The organism is Ureibacillus sp. 179-F W5.1 NHS, assembly GCF_045369345.1.
Classification (GTDB): Bacteria; Bacillota; Bacilli; order Bacillales_A; family Planococcaceae; genus Ureibacillus; species Ureibacillus halotolerans.
The window spans coordinates 1-4,712 of sequence record NZ_JBIQFG010000080.1; the positions used below are offsets into that span (position 1 = coordinate 1).

The 4,712-nt window shown below is 37.1% G+C and carries 6 protein-coding genes and 1 riboswitch; of the genes, 2 read left to right on the plus strand and 4 right to left on the minus strand.

Going from position 1 to position 4,712, the window contains the following annotated elements; genetic code table 11:
* Positions 1–148: 148 nt before the first annotated feature.
* Both ACH0B5_RS17685 and ACH0B5_RS17690 read right to left on the minus strand, forming a co-directional pair.
* On the minus strand, positions 149–538 hold the full coding sequence (locus ACH0B5_RS17685; RefSeq protein ID WP_122971805.1) for a hypothetical protein: 390 nt from the start codon (positions 536–538) through the stop codon (positions 149–151).
* 223 nt (positions 539–761) lie between these two features.
* Positions 762–2,069 carry an O-acetylhomoserine aminocarboxypropyltransferase/cysteine synthase family protein gene (locus ACH0B5_RS17690; protein WP_122971804.1) on the minus strand — a complete coding sequence of 436 codons (1,308 nt, stop codon included), beginning with the start codon at positions 2,067–2,069 and terminating at the stop codon, positions 762–764.
* Positions 2,070–2,181: 112 nt separating this feature from the next.
* A riboswitch (SAM riboswitch) is annotated at positions 2,182–2,290 on the minus strand.
* 142 nt (positions 2,291–2,432) lie between these two features.
* Between ACH0B5_RS17690 and ACH0B5_RS17695 the strand changes: the two genes are divergently transcribed.
* Entirely contained in the window at positions 2,433–3,062 is a 630-nt protein-coding gene (locus ACH0B5_RS17695; protein WP_122971803.1) for a glycerol-3-phosphate acyltransferase, read from the plus strand.
* 137 nt (positions 3,063–3,199) lie between these two features.
* Positions 3,200–3,934 (plus strand): oxygen-insensitive NADPH nitroreductase, encoded by a 735-nt coding sequence (gene nfsA / locus ACH0B5_RS17700; RefSeq protein ID WP_122971802.1) that lies wholly within the window; start codon positions 3,200–3,202, stop codon positions 3,932–3,934.
* A gap of 89 nt (positions 3,935–4,023) precedes the next feature.
* Here the strand turns inward: nfsA and ACH0B5_RS17705 are convergent, their stop codons facing one another.
* Positions 4,024–4,164, minus strand: coding sequence for an IS3 family transposase (locus ACH0B5_RS17705; protein ID WP_122971801.1), 141 nt, complete (start codon positions 4,162–4,164; stop codon positions 4,024–4,026).
* On the minus strand, positions 4,165–4,533 hold the full coding sequence (locus ACH0B5_RS17710) for a DDE-type integrase/transposase/recombinase (RefSeq protein ID WP_341361499.1): 369 nt from the start codon (positions 4,531–4,533) through the stop codon (positions 4,165–4,167). It lies immediately after the preceding gene.
* Between the last annotated feature and the right edge of the window lie 179 nt (positions 4,534–4,712).

Below are 4,712 nucleotides of genomic sequence, written 5' to 3' on the forward strand. Positions count from 1 at the left end.
AAGCCATCTAATCGCCGCTTAAAATAGGTGGCGAACTCCCTTTTAATTAAACTGTCTACTTTATAGGGTTCAGTTCAGACCTTTTTTCAAGTGTCTTTCTTATAGGGTACATTTTAATTTGTGCTGACTTTATTGTTAAATGGGAAGATTAAGATACTTTTTTCAAAATGCTTTTAGGAAACTTATTCATAATGATATTCATAAGCAACTTTTCTTCAGCTGTAAAGGCTGGTAAACCGATTGTACGGTATACAAGTTGAAATTGACCATATTCTAAATACCACTCTTTTGCCGGCAACTCTATATGTTGCTGACCGTATTCTTTATACGTCTCATAAACCTCTTTTATTATATATGGATTTTCAATGAAATTCGCCTTTTCCTCCGAAAATGCACTATGCCCATAATGCTCATTCCACAATGACTCTACTTCAGCTAATAAATATTGCAATGCATCGGCATTAACAAACTGTTTTCTTTCATTTAATTCGTATATAAAAAAAGCTGCAACATTTTGAGCACTATAAATATTTCCCATTTAACAACACTCCTTGAATGAAAATTTACTAACCTCGTATAAGAAAACTAAAGTGGCAACGTGTATCGGTTCTTATTAAACCAAGTATAATAAGCAATCTTTATAATGTCAATAAAACAAATAAAATTACTAGGTTTTAAAAAATCAACAGCCCCATGAATGGCATAAATAGCGAAAACGACTTTCACCAATGAATGCTAATTGTCGTTTTCATCATCAACTTTTATAATGCAGCGTTTGTTTCCGTTACCCCTTCAACCGCTTTTGATAATGCTTGATCCAAATCTGCAATAATATCTTCAACAGCTTCTAGGCCGACTGATAGGCGAATGAGCTCTTCTGAAACGCCGGCAACCTTTAACTCTTCAGGTGATAATTGTTGATGAGTAGTTGATGCTGGATGGATAATTAATGATTTTGCATCCCCTACATTTGCCACGTGGGAAAATAATTGAACGTTATCGATTACTTTACTTCCCACTTCTCGTCCACCTTTAATGCCAAATGTAAGCATTGATCCGTAGCCGTTTTTCAAATATTTTTTCGCTAATGAATGCGATGGGAAATTTTCTTTCCCTGGATAGTTTACGTATTCCACGAATGGGTGGCTTTCAAGATATTCCGCAACTTTTAATGCATTTTCACCATGCTTTGTATAACGCAAATGAAGCGTTTCTAACCCTTGTAGGAAGTTAAATGCACTATCAGCACTTAATGTTGGACCAAAGTCACGTAATAATTGAACACGAAGCTTTGTGGCAAATGCAGCCGTAGCCGTGTCAATTCCATAACGTAAACCATGGTAAGACTCATCTGGCTCTGTGAATCCTGGGAATCGACCTTGTGTCCAATCGAATTTACCAGCATCAACAACAACGCCTCCGATTGTCGTTCCATGACCGCCAATCCATTTCGTTGCTGAATGGACAACAACATCCGCGCCAAACTCAATCGGGTTACATCCGTATGGGGATGGGAATGTATTATCGATGATTAACGGAAGACCATGCGCATGAGCAATTTCCGCTATTCTCTCAATATCTAAAATGTTTAAACTAGGGTTCCCAACTGTTTCTGCATAAATTGCCTTTGTCTTATCTGTAATAGCAGCCTCAAAGTTTACTGGGTCCCTTTCATCTACAAAGGTTGTTGTAATTCCATAACGCGGTAAAGTATTTGCGAATAAATTATACGTGCCGCCGTATAATGAACCAGCTGATACGATTTCATCTCCTGCACCAGCTATGTTTAAAATAGAAAAGGCAATGGCAGCAGCACCAGATGATAATGCAACAGCTGCAGTTCCCCCTTCTAGTAAAGCAACTCGTTGCTCAAAAACGTCTACAGTTGGATTCATGATGCGAGAATAAATGTTTCCTGGTTGTTCTAGTGCGAACAATTGGCGTGCATGCTCCGTATTTTCAAAAGCATAGGCCGTTGTTCGGTAAATTGGTACTGCAATTGCTCCTGTTACAGGGTCTGGTTTTTGACCGCCATGAAGCAATTGGGTTTCCGGACGTTGTTGTGACATGTTTCTTCCTCCTAATATAGTATCGATGGGCGATCTTAGTATGAGGAGGACCTTTTGGAAAAACAAAAAGCCCTCTTCTAAAGAAGAGGGCTGCAAGCTGCAATTTTTCCTCCCCTTATCTTTCAGATCTAATCAAAATCTGTAGGAATTAGCACCTTTGCGTATTCACGCTGGTTGCTGGGCATCATAGGGCCTAGTCCCTCCGCCTCTCTGGATAAAGGTATTTGATTCATGTTCCATCGTTGAATTCACTATAAATCATAGTGATTTACTTGTCAATAATCTTTTTTAATTTTTCGAAACTTCTTATAGAATCATAGAGTATACTATAAATACATCTTTATGGAAAGGAGCCTTTTGTTTTTGTTATATCCTATCATTCTCGTCCTTATATTCGGTTATTTCATTGGTTGTTTACATGGATCCAATGTGGCTAAACTTTTATCGGGCGTTAACTTAAAAGAAGTTGGCCATGGTAATGCAGGTGCATCAAACGCAACGTTATCCCTTGGATGGAAGTATGGGGTTCTTGTTGCTTTAATAGATATCGGAAAAGGTGTATTGGCAGTTGTTTTACTTCGAGTCATTTTAACGAATTTTACCAATTTTTCGAGTGGCCAAATTTCAATTTTACTTTATTTAATCGGAGCTGCCGTTATACTCGGGCACAACTTCCCGGTTCATATGAAATTTCGAGGCGGAAAAGGAACAGCATCTCTAATTGGCATTTTCATTGCACTCGATTGGAAATTCGGTTTAATGGCTGTTCTTGCCCTTGTTGTTACTTCCCTACTAACGAATTACCTAATTATTGGCGTATTTGTTTTGTATATCTTTTTTGGCGTAACTGCGCTACTAATCGAGCCAACGATTTGGCCATTTTTAATCGCCCTTACTCTATTCTTAATTGCTCTGTATCTCCATGTGGAAAATGTAAAGCGATTACGTATCGGGTCGGAACCAAAAATTACATCCGCCTTTAAGAAAAACTAAACAGATTCCCATTAGTAGTGAAGGTTCCCCTTTTGTAAATCATGTTAAAATATACTAATATAGCCCTAAAGAGTATTTTCTCTTTAGGGCTATATGTTATAAGAGGAAATACATATTTAAAAGGGGAGGAAAAGGAAATGTCAGCAAAGGATTTATTACGTAGTCATTCATCTGTTCGAAAATATACAGGTGAACAAATACCGAAAGAAACGGTAATCGACTTAATTCAAACTGCACAAATGGCTGCGAGCTCACATTTTGTACAAGCATATAGCGTCATTTGGGTGACAGATGAAGAAAAGAAACAAAAGCTTGGTGAGCTGTCTAATAATGAGTTCCAATTTAAAACAGCAGGCGCTGCATTTTTATTCTGCGTCGATTTTAAACGTCTACAAGTTGCTGGACAAAAACATGGAGTCGACATTGTGGCAGATAGTGCGGAAAATGTAATAGTCGGTGTGGCGGATGTTGGCATTTTTGCCCAAAATTTCGTTATTGCTGCTGAAGATGCTGGTTATGGCATTTGTTATATTGGTGGCGCTCGAAACAATCCAAAAGAAATTAGTGAACTATTCAATTTACCGGACTATGTTTTCCCATTGTTTGCTATGACGATCGGAACTCCGACAAAACGTAACGAAACAAAACCACGTCTTCCAGTTGAAGCGATTTTACATGAAAATGATTATAACGCGGAAAAATACGATACGTTACTAGATGAATACGATGCAACGATGGAAAACTATTATGCAAGCCGTAGTTCGAATCAAAAAATGTCTAATTGGACAAAACAAATGGCTGATTTCTTAGTTGAACAAAGAAGACCGTTCATTAAAGAATTTTTAGCTTCAAAAGGTTTCAATTGGAAATAAATAAACCTTTTTATTAACCAAATTAAAAACCTGACAGATCTAAAGAAATTTGTGGACTTACCCCTGTCAAGTAGACAACTTTAAAAAGACTAAGCAGCCATCTGGTGTCGATATTCTATCGGTGCCAGGTGGTTGAGTCTTTTTTGGAATCGTTGGAAGTTATAAAAGTAAATATATTGTTCAACAGCTTGTCTAATTTCTTCTTCGGAATTGTCGTTTAATAGATACAATCACTCGCTTTTAAATTGTGAGAAAAATGTTTCCATACAAGCATTGTCATGGCAGTTACCTTTGCGTGAATGGCTACCAATCATCCCGAGCTGTTCTACTTTTTGGTGATACTTAATAGATGTGTATTGGAAGCCTTGATCCGAGTGGATGATGCTACGATACACATTTCTTTTTGTCGTTAATTCATGTAATGTGTCCATTACTAATTCTAAATCGTTTCGCTCACCTATTTTCCATGCGACGATTTCGTTGTTATATAAATCTTGTACTGCTGATAGGTATAGAAAGCCACTTTTAGTAGGTAAATATGTAATATCCGTAACGAGTACCTCTTTTTCTGTACGTTCTTTAAATTTACGGTCTAACACATTATCGAATACACGTGAAATACGATTTCCTCACACACGACGTTTTTTACGGATAATCGATTGGATACCTAATTCACTCGATACACTTTTTTATGATTTACCGGCTCTATAATATTTGTTGGGGTTTAAAAAAATTTCATAAATAAAAAAGCACGTAATCACCGATTTCTATATACTTG